Raw genomic sequence first — 19,928 nt, 5'->3', positions numbered from 1 at the left:
CTGGCTGTGCTCGCCCATTGTGCGACTACTTCCGCAGCTCGATGACGGTCTTGCCGATGCGGATCGGCGCACCGAGCGGGATCGGGGTCGGCGTGGTGAGCCGGTTCCGGTCCATGAAGGTGCCGTTGGTGGATCCCAGGTCCTCGACGATCCAGTTGCCGTCGCGGTCCGGGTAGATCCTGGCATGACGGCTGGACGCGTAGTCGTCGTCGAGCACGATCGTGGAATCGTGCGCCCGGCCCAAGGTGATCGTCTGGCCCTGGAGCGCGACCGTGGTGCCCGCGAGCGAGCCCTCGGAGACCACCAGCTTGGTGGGGGCGCCGCGCCGGGCCCGGTTGTTGTTGTTCTGCTGCTGACGGCCCTGCGCAGCCTGCTGCGCCTGCTGGCGCTGCTGCGGAGGACGTGTCTGGGCCTCGCGGCGCCCGGCCGCGCGCTGGGTCACCCGGGTCCCGAACAGGTCGCTGCGGATGACCTGCACGGCCACGATGACGAACAGCCACAGTACGGCGAGGAAACCCAACCGCATGACCGTGAGGGTCAGCTCTGACATTGCCCCCGCTTCACCCTTCGGCTTGCCGGTACACGATGGTGGTACTGCCCACGACGATCCGTGAACCGTCGCGGAGCGTAGCGCGCTGGGTGTGCTGTCCGTCCACCACGATGCCGTTCGTGGACCCGAGGTCCACGACCGTTGAGGGCGATCCCGCCCTGATCTCGCAGTGGCGGCGGGACACACCGGGGTCGTCGACCCGGACGTCGGCCTCGGTGCTGCGGCCGAGGACCAGGGTCGGACGCGAGATCTGGTGGCGGGTGCCGTTGATCTCGACCCAGCGGCGTACGTTCATGCCCGCGCCACCGGGGGCCGTGGGGCCTCCTCCGGGGAGCCGGGTGACCGGCGCGGCGCCGGCGGGCGGACCGGCCGGCATCGGCGGCGGTCCCGCGGGGCGCTGCGGGGCCTGCTGCGGGTAGCCGTAGCCACCGCGGCCGGCAGGGGGCTGCTGCTGGTACTGCTGCTGCTGGGACTCGCTGGAGGCGAGGGTGCGGCTGCGCACCCGGTACAGGCCGGTGTCGAGGTCGTCGGCCTTCTCCAGGTTCACCTTGATGTTGCCCATGAAGGTGTAGCGCTGCTGCTTGGCGTAGTCGCGGACCATGCCGGCGAGCTCCTCGCCGAGCTGGACGGCGTACGGGCTCAGGCGCTCGTAGTCGGAGGTGCTGAGCTCGACGATGAAGTCGTTGGGGACCACGGTGCGGTCCCGGTTCCAGATCGTCGCGTTGTTGTCGCACTCGCGCTGCAGGGCACCCGCGATCTCCACGGGCTGGACCTCGGACTTGAACACCTTGGCGAAGGTGCCGTTCACGAAGCCCTCGAGACGCTGCTCGAACTTCTTGAGTACTCCCACGGTGCACCTCCCTCCTCGAGGTCCTGCGGTCGCCACGGCGGTCCGCCGTGATCTTCCGGTCCGATCCTTCCGGTACTGCTTACTGATCGTATCCACGCACTGGGAAAACCGCTGGTTCCCTGGACGGTCCCAGGGGACCGGTGTCAACAGTGCCACGGTCCGCGGCCGCTCCCCCACAGGGATGGTAGAGGCGGCCCATGCCAGTGTCCCGCAACAGAGGACGGTTCCCCTCGCTCGGGGGTGCCCGGAAACGGATGTGATTCCACCCTGAGCAGCGTGCTAATGTTCTCGATGTCGGAAGGCGCCGACGCACCGGACGGGGAAGACCCCAAGGTGTGAAGGACACCAGAAGACAACACCCATGCGCGGGTGGCGGAATAGGCAGACGCGCTGGATTCAGGTTCCAGTGCCCGAAAGGGCGTGGGGGTTCAACTCCCCCCTCGCGCACAGCGGAGTACCGAAACGGGCTCCCGACAGTGACGAAAGTCTCGGTCGGGGGCCCGTTTTGCGTGTCGCGGCGGCAGCGGTTCGGTGGGCGGTCGCGTAACCCCAACTTCGGCTCGCGGACGACCGGGCGTCGCCGAACCGCACGGGGACGGCGGTGCGGACGGTGCAGAAGAGTTGTCGAAGAGTGATCTTGGGCACTCCGGCGCCCGGTTCGAGATGTCCCATTGATGTCCAGGTGTCGCCGGGACGGCGCTGTGCGCTCCGGGCGACCGTGGAGTCCGTCGGGCAGCCGGCGAAGGGCCCCGCGTGGCGGGCGGCGGCGTGATCGTGGGCGGAGATCCCGGTCCTCGGTGGGGGCCGTGCGGCGACGAGAACAGGACCGGCGACGCCGGGTCGTTGGCGCGGGGGGGTTCCCGTCCCCGCCGACGGGAACTGCCGTGCTGTCGGCGGGGACCGCCAGATGACGGGCTGGGGGCACAGCCGGACGCCCGGGCTCGGCCGAAGGCCCGGACATGAAGATCGACGTCCGTTCGAAGGAACCGTCGCAGCTGACACTCGTGACAGTGGCGAAGGCTCTGACGCTGCTGGGCGTCTCGACGAACCAGGGGTGACCGCCCGGCCGCCGGGGCAGCCGCCGGTGTTGCGGGTCCGGTGAGGCGCGTTCGCGGAGAGTTCGTCTTCCGGGGGCGCGTCGCGGCGGCGGTTGCCGTGGCGGCAGCAGCGCTGGCCGGGGCGGTGCTCATGCCCGCCGATGCCATGGGCGGTGTCGGGCCGACCGCCGGGAAGCTCGGGTTGGCCGGGGAGTACCCGCAGGCCGGCGGCTTCCAGCCGCCGTCCTGACCGGCCCACGCCGGCGGAGGTGTCACCAGCCGACGTGACGGGCGTCCCGCTCGCCGACGGGGGGCTCGCCGCCGGCCTCGGCGAAGGCCTGGAGTGCCTGGACGAGGTGGCGGCGCTGCCCCGGGGGCATGGCGTCGACGATGCGGGCGATCTCGGCGCGGCGGCGCTCCGTGACGTCGTTCACGGTGCGCCGCCCGGTCGCCGTCAGCGAGATGACCGTCGTGCGCCGGTCGGTGGGGGAGGCGCCGCGCGCGACCATGTCGACCGCCACGAGGCGGTCCAGCATGCGCAGCGCCGTGGAGGGCTGGACGCCCAGTTCCGCGGCGAGCTGCGAGAGGTTGAGCGCCCCGTGGCTCTCGAGGACCACCAGCATGCGCAGTTGGGGCAGGGTCAGCGCCTCCTCCACCGCGGCGAGCGAGCGGGCGGAGACCGCGACGAGGAGCCGGGACGCGGTCAGCAGGGCGCTGACCATCTCCTCGGCGGAGCTCCCGGGGTCGTCGGCGCCGGAGGGGGAGTCGGACGATGCGCGGGAGCCGGTGGCCATGCGTCCTTTCTACCGCTCCCGCGGTCGTCGTACGGGGGTGTACGGCACTCAGGTGAACGGGTGCGGCGCCGGGAACCCGCGCCCCGGGAGATCCGTTGAGCCATTGGGCAAAGGAATCGTCAAGGGGCGCGGCCCGCGCCGGAATGAGCAGGGAGATCCCATGGGTGTCAGCCTTTCCAAGGGCGGCAATGTCTCGCTGACGAAGGAGGCCCCGGGACTGACCGCGGTCACCGTCGGTCTGGGCTGGGACGTCCGTACGACCACCGGTACCGACTTCGACCTCGACGCGAGCGCGCTCCTGGTCAACGCCGAGAGCAAGGTCGTCTCCGACAAGCACTTCGTGTTCTTCAACAACCTGAAGAGCCCGGAGGGCTCGGTCGAGCACACCGGCGACAACCTCACCGGCGAGGGCGAGGGCGACGACGAGCAGGTCAAGGTGAACCTGGTCACCGTGCCGGCCGAGGTCGAGAAGATCGTCTTCCCGGTGTCGATCTACGAGGCCGAGACCCGCCAGCAGTCGTTCGGCCAGGTGCGCAACGCCTTCATCCGCGTGGTGAACCAGGCCGACAACAACGAGCTCGCCCGCTACGACCTGTCCGAGGACGCCTCGACGGAGACGGCGATGGTCTTCGGCGAGCTGTACCGCAACGGCGCCGAGTGGAAGTTCCGCGCCGTCGGCCAGGGTTACGCCTCGGGCCTGCGCGGCATCGCGCAGGACTTCGGCGTCAACCTGTGAGGTAGCCGTACGCCCGGGTGTACGGGCGGATACGACGCGGGGGCCGCGTGGCGCACGCCACGCGGCCCCCGCGCGTTCTCCGGGCGGGCGCGACGGGGGTCAGGCGACGCGCGCCGCGAGCTCCTTGGCCTTGGCGGCGGCCTGCTCGTGGGCCTTGGTGCGGGAGAGGTCGGAGGCCTCGATGAGGCCGGACATCGCCGGGACCGCGCGGGCAAGGGTGAGCTCGGGGACGATGAACTCGACGTTCGTGATGCCGAGGCAGCCCTGCAGGACCTTCTCCAGGTAGTTGGTCACGAACTCGAAGTCCTCACGAGGGGTGCCGGGGCCGTAGCCGCCGCCGCGGCTGGCCACGACGACGACCGGCGTGTCCGCGGCGGTGGGCCGCTCGCCCGCGGTCCGGCCCAGGATGATCACCTGGTCGAGCCAGGCCTTGAGGGTGCTGGGGATCGAGAAGTTGTACATCGGCGCGCTGATCAGCAGGGCGTCGGCCCGTTCGAGTTCGTCGGCCAGCTCGCCGCGCAGCGGGTGCTCGGCGCCGGCCACGTAGTGGGTCGCGTCGAGGTGCGGCACCGGCTCGGCGTTCAGGTCGCGGTAGATCACGACGCCGCCCGGGTGCTGGGCCTCCCACTCCTTGCGGAAGGAGTTCGCCACGTCCCGGGACGCGGAGGTCTCGGAGGGCCAGATGGACGAGTCGATGTGCAGCAGCGTGGGCATGGGGGTGCCTCCACTTCCGTAAAGTTCGGAGTGAAAAATTCGTACGCAGCTAGTGGTACCACAGGACCTTACTTTTCTGCAGCGCGTGACGGCAAGCCGGGTACCCTTGTGCTCATGGGACAGGGGACTGAGCCGGCCGCGCACGACGCGGAGCCGTGCGCCAAGGTCGACGTCGGGCTCACCCGCGTCTTCGGGATCCTCGGCAAGCGCTGGAGCGGTCTGATCGTGGCCGTCCTCACGCAGCGGCCGGCGTACTTCGTCGAACTGCGCCGGGCCATCCCCAAGATCAGCGAACGGATGCTCTCCGACCGGCTCACGGAGCTGGCGGAAGCGGGCATCGTCGTCCGCGAGGTGGATCCCGGGCCCCCGCTGCGGGTGAGCTACCGGCTCACCGAGGCGGGCGAGGCGCTCGGGCCGGCTCTGGGAGAGCTGGGGTCGTGGGCCGAGAAGTACCTCCCCGGCGGTGCCGCCGAGTGCACCGAGGGCGCGGAGGCCTGCCGCTGAGGGCGGTGACGTCCGGCTGACGCCCCGTCAGCCCTGCTGTCCGGCGGCGTCGTTGTAGCGGGTCAGGTAGGCGGCGAACCGCGCAAGGTCCGAATCGTCCCAGTCCGCCAGCCGCCCGCGCACGATGTGCCACGCCGCGCGGGTCGCCTCCGCGAGCACGGCCGCGCCCGCCGTGGTCGGCAGCAGCACCTGGACGCGGTGGTCGGCGGGGTCGGGGCGCCGCTCGACGAGGCCCAGCCGCTCCAGGGTGGCGATCTGGCGGCTGACCGTCGACTTGTCGAGCAGGAACGCCTGTGCCAGGTCCGTGGCCCGGCAGTGCCGGCGCTCGCTCATGTGGGCCAGCAGTGTGTACGCGACCAGCGACAGCTTCGGGTGCATGCGGGCCGCCGCGGCGCGTGCCCGGCGGGCGAACGCGGTCATCTCGCGATGGATCGTCTCGACGGAGGCGTCGTTCCCGGCCTGCATGCTTGTAGGTTACATCTGGGTGGATCGGAGTGGTTTGCGCCTATTCGTCGCCATGGTCAGCCGGGCAGCGCCAGCTCGAACCAGACGACCTTGCCGACCGCCTTGCGGCTGGTGCCCCAGCGCCGGGAGAGGTTGCTGACCAGGGCCAGGCCCCGGCCCTCCTCGTCGTCGGCGTCCGCGCGGCGCAGCTGCGGCAGGTTGTGATCGTCGTCGCTGACCTCGACCAGCAGCTTGCCGACCCGCATCAGCCGTAGCGACACCTCGTGCGAGGCGACCCGCAGCGCGTTGGTCACCAGCTCGCTGACCAGCAGCTCGGTCAGGTCGCTGAGCCCGTGCAGCCCCCACCGCGCCAACTGCTCACGGGTGAGCGCGCGGGCCCGCCGTACGTCGGAGAGGTCCATCGCCAGCCGCCACTCGGCGACGTCCTCGGACGGGATGCCCTGGAAGTTGGCGACCAGCAGCGCCACGTCGTCGCGGCGGTCGTCGGAGTGGACACGGCTGAGGATCTGCTCGCAGACGTCCTCGGGGGTCTGCTGCGGCTCGATGACGTTGGAGCACAGCGCCGCCAGGCCGGCGTCTATCCCCTGGCCGCGCACCTCGACCAGGCCGTCGGTGCACAGCACCAGCCAACTGCCGTCCGGGACCGGGATCTCGACCGTCTCGAAGGGGACGCCGCCGACGCCGATCGGGGCGCCCTTGGGGATCTGCAGCAGTTCGCTGCGGCCGTCGTGCCGGGCCAGTACGGGAGGGATGTGGCCCGCGTTGGCCAGCGTCAGGGAGCGGTGGATCGGGTCGTAGACCGCGTACACGCACGTCGCGAGGTGCTCGGCGCCAAGGCGGTGGGCGAGGTTGTCCAGGTGCCGCAGCAGCTGCGCGGGCGGCAGGTCGAGCGCGGCCATCGTGATCACGGAGGTGCGGAACTGGCCCATCACGGCCGCCGACAGCAGACCGTGGCCCATGACGTCGCCGACGATCAGCGCCACGCGCCCGCCGGGCAGCTGGATGGCGTCGAACCAGTCGCCGCCGACCTGGGCCTGGCGGTCACCGGGCATGTAGTGGTGGGCGATCCGCACCCCGGGGATACGGGGCGGGCGGGTCGGCATCATGCTGCGCTGCAGGGTCGCGGCGGCGCGCGACTCCAGCCGGTGCAGGCGGGCGTTGTCCAGGTGCACGGCGCCCCGGGCGGCGACCTCGGCGGCGGTCGCGGCGTCCTTGGCGTCGAAGGGGCGGCGTCCGGGGTGGCGCAGGAAGCACATCCGCCCCAGCACGGTGCCGCGTGCGGTGAGCGGTACGACGACCATCGACCGCTCGGGAAGTAACGGGCCGAGCCCGGGGACACCCAGGTCGAGTGCGATGTCCCGGGCGAGCGCGGGGTCTATCACCGGTACGAGCAGCGGCTCGCCCAGCCGTGGGGTGGAGTCGGCCGGCAGCGGGATCAGCTCGCCCTCCGGCAGGGCGGCCGCCCAGGCCCCGGGGGTGGTGTCGGTGTGGGCCACGGCGACCCGGCGGGCGATGATCGTTTCCCCGGACAGGTCGTCCTTCGGCGGTTCGGTGTCGGAGAACAGCTGGTCGACGACGAGGACGGCGGCGAAGTCGGCGAAGCGCGGCACGGTGACGGCGCACAGCTCGCGGGCGGTCGTCTCCAGGTCGAGGGTCGTGCCCACCTTGGCACCGGTCTCCCGCAGCAGGGCCAACTGCTCGTCCAGTACGTTGCCCGGGGCGAGCGAGGGGCCGGGGGTGGTGGCCGCGGGGACCGGCGCCGGCGTCGGGACGTCGGCGCGCGGGCCGGGCAGCAGCTCCGGGTGCGGGGCGGGCCGGGTGGGGCGGGCGGTGCGGCCGGTGGCGGGGTTCACGGGGTCCGGGGCCACGGTCGTGCCGTACTCCTCGGGGAGCACCGGGAGCAGCACCGTGCCGTCGACCTCCACCGCCGGGTAGCCCAGGGGCACGATCTGGCGGACGATCCGGTCCAGCCGGCCCGCGCTGACCCGGGGCAGGACCGACCCCAGACGGCCGGTCAGGTGCTCGGCGTGCGCGGGGTCGGCGACCGGGGCGAGGCGCGGGGTGATGCGTACGGCGCCGCGGGCGGTGGTGCCGTCGGCGGTATAGGGCAGCAGCTGGTCGCCGAGCGCGAGGCGCGGCCCGGTGTCGCGCAGCGGACGGGCGTTGGCGGCGATCACCAGCAGGCTCCGGCCGGCCGGCTCCATGATCCGGTAGGACCACCACACCACGTCCTTGACGCCCCCGTCGCGGTCGGTGGTGGGCAGCGCGCCGGCCCAGGCGGACCGGGTGAGGTCGTCCAGCACCTCCAGGGCGTCCTGCTCGCCCGGGTGCCGGCCCGCGGTGTGGGGCAGCAGGCCGGCCGCCGGCCGGCCGAACACGCCCTCCCAGCGGTGGCCGAAGAGCTCCTCGGCACCGCGGTTCCAGTACGAGACGTCGCCGTCGGGACCGACGCAGAGCACGGCGAGGCGCACGAGCGCGGAGACGCCGGTGGCTGCGAGCGGGGTCGTGGTCGTGGGAAGCCTGGTCATCTCGTCCAACGTCGGGCACCTGAGGTTCGGCTGCGGTTCGGCGCGGAAGGCTGAAAGAGCATCAGGGTCGGGTTTGCACCGTCCAGGGAAGCATGAAACATCGGACGCGGTCCGGTAAATGGCTAGATTGCCCCCAGGAGTGACCAACCGGGCATGGCCCATGGGGAGGGAGAGCACGTGGCGCACAGGCTCCCGCACATCGCGGGGTTCCGGAGATGGCCGCACGACGGTGCGCCCAAGCAGGAGGGCAAGGCGCTGCGGGAGGCGGTCCCGCGTGAGGCGCACGCGGCGTTCGTACCGGGGCCCGACCGGCCGGGCGCGGTCGAGGCGGTGCGGGAGTCCGGGCTCGGGCGCATCCCGGAACTCGTCCCGCTGCGGGTGGGGAGGATGACGTCGAGCCCCTTCGCCTTCCTTCGCGGCTCGGCCGGGCTGATGGCCGCCGACCTCGCGGGCGCCCCGGTCACCGGCATCGGCGCCCAGATCTGCGGTGACGCGCACGCCGCCAACTTCGGCCTGTACGGAGACCATCTGGGCCGGCTGGTCATGGACATCAACGACTTCGACGAGACCGTCCACGGCCCCTGGGAGTGGGACGTCAAGCGCCTCGCCACCTCCCTGGTGCTGGCCGGGCGCGAGGCCGGGGCCGACGAGGACGCCTGCCGGGGCGCCGCCTTCGACGCGGTCGGCGCGTATCGGCGCACCATGCGGCTGCTGGCGAAGATGCCGGTGCTGGACGCCTGGCACGCCATCGCCGACGAGGAACTGGTCGCGCACGCCGACGCCCGCGATCTGGCCGGCACGCTGCGCCTGGTGGCCGGCAAGGCTCGCCGCAACACCAGTGCCAAGTTCGCGGCGCGGGCGACGGAGGAGGTCGAGGGCGGCGGCCGCCGCTTCGTCGACGCGCCCCCGGTGCTGCGCCGGGTGCCGGACGAGGAGGCGGCGGCGGTCGCCGCGGCCCTGTCGGAGGCCGGCTACCTGGCGACGATCGGAGAGGACCGGCGACCGCTGCTGGCCCGGTACGCGGTGCACGACGTGGCGTTCCGGGTGGTCGGTACGGGCAGCGTGGGCACCCGCTCCTACGTGGTGCTGCTGCTGGACCACCTCGGGCAGCCGCTGGTGCTCCAGGTGAAGGAGGCCCGGCCCTCCGCCCTGCTGCCGTACCTGGGCAAGGCCGGGTTCGACGCCCCCGCGGTGGAGCACGAGGGGCGGCGCGTGGTGCTCGGCCAGAAGCGCATGCAGGTCGTCAGCGACAGCCTGCTGGGCTGGGCCGACGTGGACGGACGGCCGTACCAGGTGCGGCAGTTCCGCAACCGCAAGGGCAGCGTCGACCCCGCGGAGCTGGAGTCCGGGTTGATAGACGACTACGCGCGGATGACGGGCGCGCTGCTGGCCAGGGCGCACGCGCACTCCGCGGACCCCCGGCTGATCGCGGGCTACTGCGGCAAGGGCGAGCAACTGGACGAGGCGGTGGCGGCCTTCGCGGTGGCGTACGCCGACCGGACCGAGGCGGACCACGCGGAACTGGTGGCGGAGGTGCGGGCCGGGCGGATCGCGGCGGAAGAGGGCGTGTGAGGCGGCGGGCGCCGGAGCGCCGGCGGCGGCTACCAGGCCGTAGCCTGTGACCGGCGCCCCCCTCTGCTCGTAGGCTGGACCGGTGACGAATTCCCCCGGCACCGAGTCGGCCCCCGGCACCGAGTCGGCCGCCGCATCCTCTTCCGAGCCCCAGGACCGCCTGGCCCAGGCGGTCCGCGCCGCCGAGCGCGCCCTGATCGAGTTCGAGATCGCGGTGGAGACCTTCAGGGTGGAGGTCGAGAACTTCTCCCGGCTGCACCACCAGAAGCTCGGCCCGATGTACGCCCGGCTCGACGAGCTCGACGCGCTGATCGCCGAGGCGGTCGCGGCGAACAGCGGCTCCCGCGAGGACATCGCCCGCGCCTGGGAGGCCCGGGCGCTCGTGATGCCGATGCCCGGGGTGGAGGAGCTCTTCGACGGGCTGCTCGGCTCGGACGGGGTCCGGCCCCAGGAGGACCCGAACCCGCCGCGCCGCGTCCGGCCGGGCAAGGAGGCGCAGCGGCTCTACCGCGAGCTGGTCCGCAAGGCCCACCCGGACCTGGCGCAGGACGAGGCCGAGGTCGAGCGGCGCAGCGAGTTCATCGCCCGGGTCAACGAGGCCTACACGTACGCCGACGAGCAGCGGCTGCGCGAGCTGGCGGAGGAGTGGGAGGCCGGGCCGGTTCCCGAGGAGGCTCAGCCGAGCGAGGCGGAGGTGCTGTACGCGCGGCTGGAGTGGCTGGCGCAGCGCAAGGAGCAGCTGGCCGTGCTCGCCGCCGAGCTGGAGAACAGCGCGATCGCGCAGATGATGAAGCTGTCGCCGGACGACCCGGACGGGCTGCTCAACGAGATCGCGGAGAACCTCCTCAACCAGGTCGCCAACCGCGAGGCCCGGCTGGCGGAGCTCGTGCGCTCCTCGAAGGGGCCCGCGTAGCCGGTCGGGTACGTTCGACCTGCACGCCCTGACCGAAGGAGTCCGTTCCATGTTCTACGCCCAGCTGCCCGCGGTGGACGCCGCGCAGGTCCCCGCCGACGGCTACCTGCTCGACGTACGGGAGCACGACGAGTGGGACGCCGGGCACGCCGAGGGCGCGGTGCACATCCCGATGGGCGAGGTCGTCGCCCGTATCGGGGAGGTCCCGGCGGACCGCCGGGTGCACGTCGTGTGCCGGGTCGGCGGTCGCTCGGCGCAGGTCGCCCAGTACCTGATCGCGCAGGGCCTCGACGTGGTGAACGTCGACGGCGGGATGCTCGGCTGGGAGGCCGCGGGCCGCCCGCTGGTGACGGACGGCGCGGGCCCGGCGCACGTGCTCTGAGCGCCCCGGGAGGCCGTTCCGCGGGACGCTCGGGCCTCGGCGGCCGGCAGGCCGCCCGGTTCCTCCTCGTGGGCGGCGGCGGGGCCGAGGGAGAGTTCCGGCTGCTTGGCACGACGCGCCGACGCCCTCGGAGGCCCAGATCTTGGCGACCGCGACGTCGGCGGGGTCCAGCCGCCTGGCGGCCTGCCAGCAGGTGACCTCCATCGCCCGCAGGTCGATGGAGCGGTCGGCGGACTGTACGGCCACGGCCTGGAAGGTGGCCGGCGGGTGCCCGAACCACTCGCGCCGGCAGGTGTGGGCGTCGGTCATGGGCAGGACGGCGCCGCCGAGCCCGAGCGCCAGGGCGCAGGTGCCGGTGGTCAGCAGCCGGCGCAGCCGGTCCGAGGCGCCGTCGGCGGTGATCATGGCTCCCGCGGGGAAGCGGACGGCGTCCAGCCGGAGCTACGGCGTGGCGCTCACCGCTCGTCGAGATCTGCTCGGCCGCGGTGACCGCCTCGCGGGGGACGACGGCGATGACGGTGCGGCCGCCGGCGGCGCAGGCCGGGACCAGGACGTGGTCGGCGTACGGGGCCCAGGGGACGGCGGTGTGGGAAGCGGCCGAGCAGCCAGTCGCGGGGGGCGGCGGCTCCGTCTGTGTGGCGCTGGGAGTCCCCGTCCGCGGGCCGTGCGGTGACGGCGAGCTCCGCGCCGTCGTGGCCGGTGCGGCCGGCCGAGGCGACGGCCGGCACCAGGTCGCCGCGGTCCACCGCGGCAGCAGCCGGTCGCGCAGCTCATCGGGGCCGTCGGCCTGAACGGCGAGCGCGGCGGCGCAGGTCTCCAGCAGCGGCACCCGGGCCGGTACGGCCCCGGCCCCGCACAGCACCAGGCACAGTGCGACCGGGTCGAGGCCGGCCCCTCCGTACGTCTCGTCGAGCACCAGGCCGAGGAGGTCGGCCGAGGCCGGGCGGCGCCACAGCGGGCGGTCGAAGTCCTCCGCGACCGCCCCGGCGGTCAGCGCGGGGCTCGGCACGGCGTCGGGGGCCACCCCGGAGAACACCGCCCGAGCCGCCTCGACGGCCGCCAGCTGCTCCTGGCTGAAGCTGAAGTCCATGGCCCGGCCTCCCGGAAGCATCGATTCTGACGGTGTGTCAGATCAGGGGGCCGGGCGGGGAAGTCCGCATCCCCGTCGCCCTCGCCCGCCTCCCCGTGCCGGGCCGTGGCCCGTGCTGACCGGGACGGCTGTACCGCACGCGTGGGGCATGAGTACCGTTCCGTGCTGAGCGGAACACGGGGAACAGGAGCGGAGACCACGATGGAGCCACCCGAGGAGTCCGGGGGACCGGCCGCGATAGCCGCGCTGTCACCGCCCGCGCGGACCGTGGTCGCGCTGGCGCTGGCCGCGGCCGCGGTCGGCGTCGCAGTGCACCTCCTCATGGTCTTCCTGCACGTCGCGCCGCCGAACACCGCCACCAAGAAGCACGGCGAACTGGTCGGCAGCTACGTCTATCCCGAGTTCGAGCAGAACTGGAAGCTCTTCGCGCCCAATCCGCTCCAGCAGAACATCCACGTCTGGGCGCGTGCCGAGGTGCGCAAGGACGACGGCGGCAGCCAGGTGACCGGCTGGGTCGACCTCACGGCCATGGACATAGCCGCGATCAGGCACAACATCGCGCCCAGCCACACCGAGCAGAACCAACTGCGCCGGGCGTGGAGCTTCTACGCGGCCTCCCACGGTGAGAAGGACAAGCCCATCGGCCTGCGCGGCGAGCTGAGCAGGCAGTACCTGCAGCGCATCGTGGAGGACCGGTTCGGGCCCCGGCTCAACGGCGGCGACGTCGTCCGCCTGCAGGTGCGGAGCGGCACCACAGCGGTCGCGGCCCCCACCTGGAGCCCCGAGAAGATCGACACGCGCACCACCTTCCAGGTGCTGCCCTGGTGGAGCTCGGACGTGGCGGACCAGGCGGACGAGGACGAGGGCGGGGAGGACGCGTCGTGAGCGAGGCGCTGAACGAAGCCGCGCAGGGGGCCCCGCGGGGAGCCCACCCGGCCCCGCACGAAGCCGTACGCGGCGGGCCGGTCCCCGCCCCCGGCCGCACGGCGGCCCCGGCGCCGGTTCCGTCCCCCTTCGCCGGGGTGCTCGACTCCGCCGCGGGCGGTCTGTCGCGCGGGCTGGCCCGGATCACCGGCACCACCGTCGGCCGCTACCAGGCCGCCGTCGTACGCATAGGCATCTCGCTGACCTGGCTGCTGTTCCTGCTGCGCGAGTGGCCGCACCGCCACGAGCTCTACGGGCCGGACGGCGCCTGGAGCTGGGACCTGGCGGACCGGCTCGTCGCCGGCAACCACGCCTTCACCCTGCTGCTGTGGGGCAGGGCCGACGTCTGGTTCGAGGTCGTCTACACGGGCGCGATCCTGGCGAGCGTGATGCTGCTGCTCGGCTGGCGCACCCGCACGGCCTCGCTGCTGTTCATGATCGGCGTGCTCTCCCTGCAGAACCGCAGCGTCTTCGTCGGCGACGGCGGAGACAACGTGATCCACCTGATGGCGATCTACCTCGTCGTCACCCGGTGCGGGCAGGTCTGGTCGCTGGACTCCCGCCGCCGGGCCAGGCGGCGGGAGGGCGACGGCGCGGGGATCGCGCTGTGGATCGTCCTCGGGCTCGTGCTGGCCGTGGCGCAGCTGCTCGGCCGCACCGGACTGACCTGGACCGACGGCCTGCTGCCCTGGCTGGGCTGGACGCCGTTCCTGTGGGGGTTCCTGCTGCTCCAGGCCGTGTGGTGGGCGGTGCGGCGGTACGCGCCGGGCGAGCCGCGCACGGTGCTCGACATCCTCGCCAACATCCTGCACGGCGCCGGTCTGCTGGTGATCGTCGTCGAGGTGTGCCTGATCTACTCCACGGCGGGCTGGTACAAGGTCCAGGGCTCGCGCTGGCAGGACGGCACGGCGCTGTACTACCCCCTGCACCTGGACGACTTCAGCCCCTGGCCGGGGCTGTCCCACGCGATGGCCGCCAGCGGACTGATGGTCATGGTGATCACCTACGGCACGGTGATCGTCCAGGTCGCCTTCCCCTTCACGCTCTTCAACCGCCGGGTCAAGAACGTGCTGCTCGCGCTGATGATGGTGGAGCACGCCTCGATCGCGGTCGTCCTCGGACTGCCCTTCTTCTCGCTGGCGATGATCGCCGCCGACGCGGTCTTCCTGCCCACCGGTTTCCTGCGCTGGGCGGGCGACCGCGTGGCGCGCCCGCTGCGGCGCGGCGGCGGAGCCGGCGCGGCGGCGGACGGCGCCGGGGAGCCGGCGGACGCCCGGGCGCGGGACGCGGAGGACACGGACGACGCGGAGAAGGCGAAGGACGCGGAGAGGCCGAAGGAAGCGCCTGCGCGGGCGGTCGCGGGGCCGCTGGGGCCGGGACCGGACGGCGAGCCCGCCCCCTCTAACCTCGTGGTGTGAGCACCAGCCAGGACGACGCGGCCGAGCCGCTGCAGTACGACGACGGCTTCGGCCCCGAGATCGGGGTCGGGCCGCATCCGCGACCCTGGCCCGAGGGCCCGCGTTACGACCCCGAGCTGCTCGCGCACGGCGACCGCCGCAACGTGGTGGACGAGTACCGCTACTGGACGCGGGAGGCGATCGTCGCCGACCTCGACACCCGGCGCCACGACTTCCACGTCGCCGTCGAGAACTGGCAGCACGACTTCAACATCGGTTCCGTGGTGCGCACCGCCAACGCCTTCCTGGCCAAGGAGGTGCACATCGTGGGGCGGCGCCGGTGGAACCGACGCGGCGCCATGGTGACCGACCGCTACCAGCACGTGCGCCACCACCTGGACGTCGCGGCGCTGGCCGCGTGGGCGGCCGCGGAGGACCTGCCGGTCATCGGGATCGACAACCTCCCCGGCGCCGTGCCCCTGGAGACCACCGAGCTGCCCCGGCGCTGCGTGCTGCTCTTCGGGCAGGAGGGGCCCGGTCTGACCGACGAGGCGTGGAAGCACTCCGCGGCGGTCTGCTCGATCGCCCAGTTCGGCTCCACGCGGTCGATCAACGCGGGAGCGGCGGCGGCCATCGCGATGCACGCCTGGATCCAGCGCTACGCGCGGGTGGGGACGGAGCAGCCCCGTCCGGAGTGACAGGGCTTCTCCGGGCGGGGCTGTCGTCGGTGAGGCGGCCGGATCAGGCCTGGCGGCGGACCTCGATGACCCGGAAGCGGCTCGCGACGAAGGCGCCGTCGCACAGGGCCGCGTTGGCGGCGGGGTTGCCGCCGGAGCCGTGGAAGTCGGAGAAGGCGGCCGTCTGGTTGACGTACACCCCGCCGGTCAGGTTCAGCGAGAGCTGGGCGGCCTCCTCCAGGCAGACCTCCTCGATCTGCCGCTCCACCTCGCCGGAGGTGGTGTAGGCGCCGACCGTCATGGCGCCCTTCTCCCGCACGGTGCGGCGCAGCAGGTCGACCGAGTCCTTGGTGGAGTCCATGGCGACCGCGAAGGCGACCGGGCCGAAGCACTCCGACATGTAGGCGGCCTCGTCGTCCGGCTTGGCGCCGTCCAGCTTCACGATCACCGGGGTGCGGACCACGGCGTCCGGGAAGTCGGGGTGCGTGACCTCGCGGGAGGCGAGCGCGACCTCGCCGAGCGACGCGGCGGCCTCCAGGCGGGCCTTCACATCGGGGTTGACCAGGGCGCCCAGCAGGGCGTTGGCCCGGGCGTCGTCGCCGAGCAGCCCGCCGACGGCGGCCGACAGATCGCCCACGACCTCGTCGAAGCCCTTGTGGCCGTCGTCGGTGGCGATGCCGTCCCGCGGGATCAGCAGGTTCTGCGGGGTGGTGCACATCTGGCCGCTGTACAGGGACAGGGAGAAGGCCAGGTTGGACAGCATGCCCTTGTAGTCGTCCGTGGAGTCGACGACCACGGTGTTGACGCCGGCCTTCTCGGTGAAGACCTGGGCCTGGCGGGCGTTCTCCTCCAGCCAGTCGCCGAAGGCGGTGGAGCCGGTGTAGTCGATGACGCGGATCTCGGGGCGCAGCGCCAGCGTCTTGGCCAGGCCCTCGCCGGGCCGCTCGGCGGCCAGGCAGACCAGGTTCGGGTCGAAGCCGGTCTCGGCGAGCACCTCGCGGGCGATCTTGACCGTCAGCGCCAGCGGGAGCACCGCGCGCGGGTGCGGCTTGACCACCACCGCGTTGCCGGTGGCCAGGGAGGCGAAGAGGCCCGGGTACCCGTTCCAGGTGGGGAAGGTGTTGCAGCCGATCACGAGCGCGACGCCGCGCGGCACGGCGGTGAAGTCCTTGCGCAGGCTCAGCGGGTCGCGCTTGCCCTGTGGCTTGACCCACTCGGCCGTGCCGGGGGTGCGCACCTGCTCCACGTAGGCGTACGCGACGGCCTCGAGGCCGCGGTCCTGCGCGTGCGGGCCGCCGGCCTGGAAGGCCATCATGAAGGCCTGGCCGGAGGTGTGCATGACCGCGTGGGCCATCTCCGTGGTGCGCGCGTTGATCCGGGCCAGGATCTCCAGGCAGACCAGGGCCCGGTTCTCGGGGCCGGCCTCGCGCCAGGCGGGCATCGCGGCCTTCATCGCGGGGAGGAGCACGTCGACGGCCGGGTGCGGGTACTCCACGCCCAGGTCGATGCCGTAGGGGGACACCTCACCGCCGGTCCAGCCGTCGGTACCGGGCTGGTCCAGGTCGAAGCGGGTGCCGCGCAGGGCGTCGAACGCGGCCTGGGCGGTCTCGCCGTCCGCGTATGCCTTCGGGTGCTCGGGGTACGGGGACCAGTACTCGCGGGTACGGATCGCCTCGAGCGCCTTGTCGAGCGTCTCGCGGTGCGCTTCGACCGACGGTACAGCGGTGAGATCGGCAGCCATGGGGCCAACTCCTCGTCGAGCTGGATTGGGGTGGGCAGGGTGCTGGCTTCACCGCTAGATTAACCGAATGTTCGGTCGGGACAAGGGGGCCGACCCAAGCTGTGGACAACCGGCGAGGAGCAGTGGCGGCGATGAGCGCTCTTGACCGATCCAGCACGGTCGCGGTGGTGGGCACGGGGACGATGGGCCAGGGGATCGCCCAGGTCGCACTGGTGGCGGGGCATCCCGTGCGCCTCTACGACGCCGGGCCGGGCCGGGCCGAGCAGGCCGAGCGGGCCATAGGGGAACGGCTGGACCGGCTGGTGGAGAAGGGCCGGCTGTCCGCCGGCGAGCGCGACGCGGCCCGCGGGCGGCTCTCGGCCGTCCGCGAGATCGAGGAACTGGCGGGCGTGTCGCTCGTCGTCGAGGCGATCCTGGAGGACCTGGGCGCCAAGCAGCAGCTCTTCACGGCGCTGGAGTCGGTGGTCCGCGAGGACTGCCTGCTGGCCACCAACACCTCCTCCCTGTCGGTGACCGCCGTGGGCGGCGCGCTGCGCCTTCCGGGGCGCTTCGTGGGCCTGCACTTCTTCAACCCCGCCCCGCTGCTCCCGCTGGTAGAGGTGGTCTCCGGCGCCGCGACGGACGAGGCGGCCGCCAGGACCGCGTACGACACCGCCGCCACCTGGGGCAAGACGCCGGTGCGCTGCACCGACACCCCCGGCTTCATCGTCAACCGGGTCGCGCGCCCCTTCTACGCCGAGGCCTTCCGGCTCCACGAGGAACGGGTCGCCGACCCCGCCACCATCGACGCGGTGCTGCGGGAGAGCGGCGGCTTCCGGATGGGCCCCTTCGAACTCACCGACCTCATCGGCCAGGACGTCAACGAGGCCGTCACCCGCTCGGTGTGGGACTCCTTCTTCCAGGACCCCAGGTTCACTCCCTCGCTCGCCCAGCGGCGGCTGGTGGAGTCCGGGCGGCTCGGCCGCAAGAGCGGGCACGGCTGGTACGACCACGCCGAGGGCGCGGCCGCCGCGGCCCCCCACACCGCCGGGCCGGAGAAGCCGCCCGCCGAGGTCACCGTGTGCATGAGCGGCCGCGGCCCGGCCGCGGTGCTGCCCAGGCTGATCGCCGAGGCGGGGATCGAGGTGCTGGACGGCGAGGTCGCCGACCCGGACGACGGGTTCATCGAGCTGCCCGGCGGCGGCCGGCTCTACCTGGCGGACGGCGGACCGGCCACCACGGGCCCGGCCGTCGACTACGTGCAGTTCGACCTCGCGCTGGACTACCGGGTGGCCACCCGGGTCGCCCTCGCTCCGTCCGACTCCGCGCGCCCGGAGACCATGCAGGCGGCGATCGGCCTGTTCCAGGCGCTGGGCAAGAAGGTCAGCGTCATCGAGGACGTCCCGGGCATGATCGTCGCCCGTACCGTGGCGATGCTGGTGGACTTCGCCACCGACGCGGTCGCGCGCGGGGTGGCCTCGCCGGAGGACGTCGACTCCGCGATGCGGCTGGGCGTGAACTACCCGCGCGGTCCGCTGGCCTGGGGCGAGGAACTGGGCTTCGAGTGGGTGCGCGAGGTGCTGCGCAACCTGCACCAGGCGTACCCCGGCGGGCGGTACGCGCCGTCCCGTCCGCTGAACCGCCGCGCGGCGGTCGAGGGGAGACTGCTCTAATCATGACCATGGCACAGCGCGACGGCTCCGCCCCCAAGAGGGACACGTACACCCCGGACTCGCTGCTGGCCGTGGCAGTGGCGGTCTTCATCGAGCGCGGTTACGACGGCACGTCCATGGAGCACCTGTCACGGGCCGCCGGCATCTCCAAGTCCTCGATCTACCACCATGTGCGGGGCAAGGAGGAGCTCCTGGAGCGCGCCGTCGGCCGTGCCCTGGACGGGCTCTTCGGCATCCTGGCGGAGCCCGGGGCGAGCGGCGGGCGTGCCGTGGAGCGGTTGGAGTACGTCACGCGCCGCACCACCGAGGTGCTGATGGCGGAGCTGCCCTACGTCACGCTGCTGCTGCGGGTGCGCGGCAACACCACGGCCGAGCGGGCGGCCATGGAGCGCCGCAGGGAGTTCGACCACCGGGTCGCCGACCTGCTGAAGTCGGCCGTCGCGGAGGGGGACCTGCGAGGTGACGTGGAGCCCAGGCTCGCGACCAGGCTGCTCTTCGGAATGATCAATTCCATAGTCGAGTGGTACCAGCCGCACGCGGCCGGTACCAGGGAGCACGACGACGCCGCGGTCGTGGACGCCGTCGTGCGGCTGGCCTTCGACGGGTTGCGCGTCTCTTGACGCTGGTCCAGACCAACCGTCACGCTCAGGGTCATGGCCCTCACCTTGCGTGCCCGTTTGTGCGCCGCCTCGGCGGCCGTCCTGCTGCTCGCCGGGTGCGGAGGCGGTGACGGCGACGGCGACGGGCGGGCCGCCGACGCCGCACCGCCGGAGGACTTCGGATGCCTGACGGCCGCGCAGGCGAAGGCCGGCTCCGTCGGCTACGACGACACCGGCGGCAACCCCGTGGACGCCTGGCTCGGCGGCAGGGGCGACACGGCCGTCCTGCTGATGCACCAGGCGGACGGCGACATGTGCCAGTGGATGCCGCAGGCCGGCCTTCTGGTGAAGGACGGCTACCGCGTCCTGGTCGTCGACTCCAACGGCAGCGAGGTGCCCGAGGTCGTGGGCGGCGTGGCGTTCCTGCGCGCCAAGGGCGCGCGGCACGTGCTGCTGATGGGCGCCTCCAAGGGCGGCACGGCCGTGCTGGAGGGTGCCGCGTCGGCCGACCCGCCGGTCGACGCCGTGGTCTCGCTCTCCGCACCCGAGACCTACGGGACGATGGACGCGAGCTCCGCGGTGCCCCGGCTGACCGTGCCCGTGCTCTACATGGCGGCGGCGGGCGACACGGCGTTCGCGGAGTCGACCGAGGCGCTGAGCAAGGCCACGAAGAAGGCGGCCGAGAACCGGCTCGACATCGTCGGCGGACCCCAGCACGGCGTGGGCATGCTCACCTACGACCCCAATTGGGCCACCGTGACGGCCTTCCTGAAGAAGTACGCCGGATAGCCGGGCGGAGGATG

19 protein-coding genes, 1 tRNA gene and 1 pseudogene are annotated in these 19,928 nt (G+C 72.8%); 13 read left to right on the top strand and 8 right to left on the bottom strand.

Annotation, left to right across the window (positions count from 1 at the left end; translation table 11 throughout):
* Nucleotides 1-25: 25 nt before the first annotated feature.
* Nucleotides 26-550: an FHA domain-containing protein FhaB/FipA gene (locus B085_RS0113975; RefSeq protein ID WP_018559187.1), complete on the bottom strand. Its 525-nt coding sequence runs from the start codon at nucleotides 548-550 to the stop codon at nucleotides 26-28.
* A 10-nt stretch (nucleotides 551-560) separates the two neighbouring features.
* Complete coding sequence (locus B085_RS0113970; protein ID WP_018559186.1) at nucleotides 561-1,400, bottom strand: FhaA domain-containing protein; 840 nt, start codon at nucleotides 1,398-1,400, stop codon at nucleotides 561-563.
* A 363-nt stretch (nucleotides 1,401-1,763) separates the two neighbouring features.
* Between B085_RS0113970 and B085_RS0113965 the strand changes: the two genes are divergently transcribed.
* Nucleotides 1,764-1,847 (top strand) — tRNA-Leu (locus B085_RS0113965).
* Nucleotides 1,848-2,555: 708 nt separating this feature from the next.
* The gene (locus B085_RS51425; protein ID WP_267881086.1) at nucleotides 2,556-2,687 is read left to right on the top strand and encodes a hypothetical protein; all 132 of its coding nucleotides are present in this window, start codon (nucleotides 2,556-2,558) and stop codon (nucleotides 2,685-2,687) included.
* A gap of 22 nt (nucleotides 2,688-2,709) precedes the next feature.
* Here B085_RS51425 and B085_RS0113950 read toward each other — a convergent pair whose 3' ends face one another.
* The gene (locus tag B085_RS0113950; protein ID WP_018559183.1) at nucleotides 2,710-3,231 is read right to left on the bottom strand and encodes a MarR family transcriptional regulator; all 522 of its coding nucleotides are present in this window, start codon (nucleotides 3,229-3,231) and stop codon (nucleotides 2,710-2,712) included.
* Between the two features lie 160 nt (nucleotides 3,232-3,391).
* On the opposite strand from B085_RS0113950, the gene B085_RS0113945 reads away from it, so the two are divergent.
* On the top strand, nucleotides 3,392-3,967 hold the full coding sequence (locus tag B085_RS0113945; RefSeq protein WP_018559182.1) for a TerD family protein: 576 nt from the start codon (nucleotides 3,392-3,394) through the stop codon (nucleotides 3,965-3,967).
* Nucleotides 3,968-4,066: 99 nt separating this feature from the next.
* Here the strand turns inward: B085_RS0113945 and B085_RS0113940 are convergent, their stop codons facing one another.
* On the bottom strand, nucleotides 4,067-4,681 hold the full coding sequence (locus B085_RS0113940) for an FMN-dependent NADH-azoreductase (RefSeq protein ID WP_018559181.1): 615 nt from the start codon (nucleotides 4,679-4,681) through the stop codon (nucleotides 4,067-4,069).
* 114 nt (nucleotides 4,682-4,795) lie between these two features.
* Between B085_RS0113940 and B085_RS0113935 the strand changes: the two genes are divergently transcribed.
* Nucleotides 4,796-5,185 (top strand): winged helix-turn-helix transcriptional regulator, encoded by a 390-nt coding sequence (locus tag B085_RS0113935; protein WP_018559180.1) that lies wholly within the window; start codon nucleotides 4,796-4,798, stop codon nucleotides 5,183-5,185.
* A gap of 27 nt (nucleotides 5,186-5,212) precedes the next feature.
* Here B085_RS0113935 and B085_RS0113930 read toward each other — a convergent pair whose 3' ends face one another.
* On the bottom strand, nucleotides 5,213-5,650 hold the full coding sequence (locus B085_RS0113930; protein ID WP_018559179.1) for a MarR family winged helix-turn-helix transcriptional regulator: 438 nt from the start codon (nucleotides 5,648-5,650) through the stop codon (nucleotides 5,213-5,215).
* Nucleotides 5,651-5,706: 56 nt separating this feature from the next.
* Nucleotides 5,707-8,178, bottom strand: coding sequence for a SpoIIE family protein phosphatase (locus B085_RS0113925; RefSeq protein ID WP_037731644.1), 2,472 nt, complete (start codon nucleotides 8,176-8,178; stop codon nucleotides 5,707-5,709).
* 153 nt (nucleotides 8,179-8,331) lie between these two features.
* On the opposite strand from B085_RS0113925, the gene B085_RS0113920 reads away from it, so the two are divergent.
* The 3 genes from B085_RS0113920 to B085_RS0113910 all read left to right on the top strand — a co-directional run bounded on the left by B085_RS0113920 (nucleotide 8,332) and on the right by B085_RS0113910 (nucleotide 11,045).
* The gene (locus B085_RS0113920; protein ID WP_037731629.1) at nucleotides 8,332-9,750 is read left to right on the top strand and encodes a DUF2252 domain-containing protein; all 1,419 of its coding nucleotides are present in this window, start codon (nucleotides 8,332-8,334) and stop codon (nucleotides 9,748-9,750) included.
* 82 nt (nucleotides 9,751-9,832) lie between these two features.
* Entirely contained in the window at nucleotides 9,833-10,663 is an 831-nt protein-coding gene (locus tag B085_RS0113915; protein ID WP_018559176.1) for a hypothetical protein, read from the top strand.
* Nucleotides 10,664-10,712: 49 nt separating this feature from the next.
* A complete protein-coding gene (locus B085_RS0113910) occupies nucleotides 10,713-11,045 on the top strand; it encodes a rhodanese-like domain-containing protein (protein WP_018559175.1) in 333 nt (110 codons plus the stop codon).
* Nucleotides 11,046-11,071: 26 nt separating this feature from the next.
* Here the strand turns inward: B085_RS0113910 and B085_RS46885 are convergent.
* Nucleotides 11,072-12,135 (bottom strand): annotated as a pseudogene (locus B085_RS46885) (acyl-CoA dehydrogenase family protein); the annotation flags it as partial.
* Between the two features lie 201 nt (nucleotides 12,136-12,336).
* On the opposite strand from B085_RS46885, the gene B085_RS0113900 reads away from it, so the two are divergent.
* From B085_RS0113900 to B085_RS0113890, 3 genes are read left to right on the top strand one after another with little or no spacing between them, the layout of a single operon-like run.
* On the top strand, nucleotides 12,337-13,020 hold the full coding sequence (locus B085_RS0113900) for a DUF5819 family protein (protein ID WP_018559173.1): 684 nt from the start codon (nucleotides 12,337-12,339) through the stop codon (nucleotides 13,018-13,020).
* Nucleotides 13,017-14,477 (top strand): HTTM domain-containing protein, encoded by a 1,461-nt coding sequence (locus B085_RS0113895; RefSeq protein ID WP_018559172.1) that lies wholly within the window; start codon nucleotides 13,017-13,019, stop codon nucleotides 14,475-14,477. The genes B085_RS0113900 and B085_RS0113895 overlap by 4 nt, the downstream gene beginning before the upstream one ends.
* The gene (locus B085_RS0113890) at nucleotides 14,474-15,154 is read left to right on the top strand and encodes a TrmH family RNA methyltransferase (protein ID WP_018559171.1); all 681 of its coding nucleotides are present in this window, start codon (nucleotides 14,474-14,476) and stop codon (nucleotides 15,152-15,154) included. The genes B085_RS0113895 and B085_RS0113890 overlap by 4 nt, the downstream gene beginning before the upstream one ends.
* A gap of 43 nt (nucleotides 15,155-15,197) precedes the next feature.
* On the opposite strand, the gene paaN is transcribed toward B085_RS0113890, so the two are convergent.
* On the bottom strand, nucleotides 15,198-16,874 hold the full coding sequence (gene paaN, locus B085_RS0113885) for a phenylacetic acid degradation protein PaaN (RefSeq protein WP_018559170.1): 1,677 nt from the start codon (nucleotides 16,872-16,874) through the stop codon (nucleotides 15,198-15,200).
* Between the two features lie 131 nt (nucleotides 16,875-17,005).
* On the opposite strand from paaN, the gene B085_RS0113880 reads away from it, so the two are divergent.
* From B085_RS0113880 to B085_RS0113870, 3 genes are read left to right on the top strand one after another with little or no spacing between them, the layout of a single operon-like run.
* Nucleotides 17,006-18,526 (top strand): 3-hydroxyacyl-CoA dehydrogenase, encoded by a 1,521-nt coding sequence (locus tag B085_RS0113880; protein ID WP_018559169.1) that lies wholly within the window; start codon nucleotides 17,006-17,008, stop codon nucleotides 18,524-18,526.
* Nucleotides 18,527-18,528: 2 nt separating this feature from the next.
* On the top strand, nucleotides 18,529-19,146 hold the full coding sequence (locus tag B085_RS0113875) for a TetR/AcrR family transcriptional regulator (RefSeq protein ID WP_018559168.1): 618 nt from the start codon (nucleotides 18,529-18,531) through the stop codon (nucleotides 19,144-19,146).
* A 33-nt stretch (nucleotides 19,147-19,179) separates the two neighbouring features.
* On the top strand, nucleotides 19,180-19,914 hold the full coding sequence (locus B085_RS0113870; RefSeq protein ID WP_018559167.1) for an alpha/beta hydrolase family protein: 735 nt from the start codon (nucleotides 19,180-19,182) through the stop codon (nucleotides 19,912-19,914).
* Nucleotides 19,915-19,928 lie beyond the last annotated feature (14 nt).

The sequence above is a fragment of the Streptomyces sp. BoleA5 genome, assembly GCF_000373665.1.
In the GTDB taxonomy this organism is placed as follows: Bacteria; Actinomycetota; Actinomycetes; order Streptomycetales; family Streptomycetaceae; genus Actinacidiphila.
Note: the sequence above shows the minus strand (reverse complement) of the source record. Positions and strands in the feature narration are given on the sequence as shown.

What these genes read in the sequence shown, in the direction of transcription:
- B085_RS0113975 (WP_018559187.1), bottom strand. Translation starts at nt 550, where the DNA reads ATGTCAGAGCTGACCCTCACGGTCATGCGGTTGGGTTTCCTCGCCGTA.
- B085_RS0113950 (WP_018559183.1), bottom strand. Translation starts at nt 3,231, where the DNA reads ATGGCCACCGGCTCCCGCGCATCGTCCGACTCCCCCTCCGGCGCCGAC.
- B085_RS0113945 (WP_018559182.1), top strand. Translation starts at nt 3,392, where the DNA reads ATGGGTGTCAGCCTTTCCAAGGGCGGCAATGTCTCGCTGACGAAGGAG.
- B085_RS0113940 (WP_018559181.1), bottom strand. Translation starts at nt 4,681, where the DNA reads ATGCCCACGCTGCTGCACATCGACTCGTCCATCTGGCCCTCCGAGACC.
- B085_RS0113935 (WP_018559180.1), top strand. Translation starts at nt 4,796, where the DNA reads ATGGGACAGGGGACTGAGCCGGCCGCGCACGACGCGGAGCCGTGCGCC.
- B085_RS0113930 (WP_018559179.1), bottom strand. Translation starts at nt 5,650, where the DNA reads ATGCAGGCCGGGAACGACGCCTCCGTCGAGACGATCCATCGCGAGATG.
- B085_RS0113925 (WP_037731644.1), bottom strand. Translation starts at nt 8,178, where the DNA reads ATGACCAGGCTTCCCACGACCACGACCCCGCTCGCAGCCACCGGCGTC.
- B085_RS0113920 (WP_037731629.1), top strand. Translation starts at nt 8,332, where the DNA reads ATGGCCCATGGGGAGGGAGAGCACGTGGCGCACAGGCTCCCGCACATC.
- B085_RS0113910 (WP_018559175.1), top strand. Translation starts at nt 10,713, where the DNA reads ATGTTCTACGCCCAGCTGCCCGCGGTGGACGCCGCGCAGGTCCCCGCC.
- B085_RS0113900 (WP_018559173.1), top strand. Translation starts at nt 12,337, where the DNA reads ATGGAGCCACCCGAGGAGTCCGGGGGACCGGCCGCGATAGCCGCGCTG.
- paaN (WP_018559170.1), bottom strand. Translation starts at nt 16,874, where the DNA reads ATGGCTGCCGATCTCACCGCTGTACCGTCGGTCGAAGCGCACCGCGAG.
- B085_RS0113880 (WP_018559169.1), top strand. Translation starts at nt 17,006, where the DNA reads ATGAGCGCTCTTGACCGATCCAGCACGGTCGCGGTGGTGGGCACGGGG.
- B085_RS0113875 (WP_018559168.1), top strand. Translation starts at nt 18,529, where the DNA reads ATGACCATGGCACAGCGCGACGGCTCCGCCCCCAAGAGGGACACGTAC.
- B085_RS0113870 (WP_018559167.1), top strand. Translation starts at nt 19,180, where the DNA reads ATGGCCCTCACCTTGCGTGCCCGTTTGTGCGCCGCCTCGGCGGCCGTC.